This is a genomic window from Rhodocytophaga aerolata, assembly GCF_030503435.1.
Lineage (GTDB): Bacteria > Bacteroidota > Bacteroidia > Cytophagales > 172606-1 > Rhodocytophaga > Rhodocytophaga aerolata.
This window is the reverse complement of record NZ_JAUKPO010000167.1, coordinates 1-1147: the sequence shown is the minus strand read 5'-3', so window position 1 is coordinate 1147 and position 1147 is coordinate 1. Positions and strand designations below refer to the sequence as shown.

1 protein-coding gene is annotated in these 1147 nt (G+C 50.0%); it reads left to right on the top strand.

Annotated elements, in window-relative coordinates; translation table 11 throughout:
* The coding region (locus Q0590_RS37355; protein ID WP_302042789.1) for a hypothetical protein at positions 1-1101 on the top strand (1101 nt) is incomplete at its 5' end.
* Between the last annotated feature and the right edge of the window lie 46 nt (positions 1102-1147).

The following is a 1147-nucleotide window of genomic DNA, read 5'->3' as shown; positions in this document are numbered from 1 at the left end:
GTGAAGCACTACATCCGGTTTGGATTGAACCAAAACAATGGAGCGGCACAGACGGATATCTTTCTGGTAGATAAAACCGGAAAGGTGGATTTGGACGCCCCCATCCTCTGGGACTTCGATCAAATTACTCAGATGAGTGCGCTTCCTATCGATGAAAAGCCCCTGATCATCAGCGGAGGGCGCTTTACTACGATTGCCAATCGGGCAGAATCCAGGTATACCTATTATAGCCGCAACATCCTGATCAAACGCTCCCATGTTGTTATCGACGGGCTCGAACACCGCATCAGAGGTGAGGGAGAGCAGGGGGCACCCTATGGCGGCTTCCTCAATATCAGCGACTGCGCCTATGTAACAGTTAAGAACACCATCCTGACCGGCCACAAAACCTACACAACCATTGGGGCAGCAGGAAAACCTGTTTCCATGGGTTCTTACGACATTTCAGCCAACCGTGCCCTGAATGTATCCTTCATCAACTGTAGCCAGACCAATGATATCAATGACCGCACCTATTGGGGTATCCTGGGGTCCAATTACTGCAAAAATATGTTATATGACCATTGTGTCCTTTCACGCTTCGATGCTCACATGGGTGTGGCCAATGCCACCATCCGCAACTCGACTTTAGGACACATGGGCATCAACGCCATCGGCAGCGGAACGCTAAGGGTGGAGAACAGTACCATCCGCGGCAATACCCTAGTGAATCTGCGCTCAGACTATGGCAGCACCTGGCAGGGTGAACTGCTGATCAGAAACTGCATTTTCGTGCCAGCAGGCGGCAGACAAGGCAGCCCTTCTCTGATCGGGGGAGCGAATTCGGGTCAGCATGATTTTGGGTATACCTGCTACATGCCGGAGCGGGTCGTCCTTGAAAATCTGCATATTGATGACTCCAACCATGCAGAGAATTACCAGGGGCCGGCTCTTTTCTCCAATTTTAATCCTCAACTGACAGACAGCTCCTATCAGGAAAAGTTTCCTTATGTGATCACCAAAGAAGTTATACTCAGGAATGTGACCACAGCCAGTGGCAAGCCCCTGCGCATCAGCGATAATACGTTCATGTTTAGGAATGTAAAGTTGAACGTTCAATGAAGGGATATGGAGTGCCCAACAAAGAGGCGTCAATCTATATCCCCCT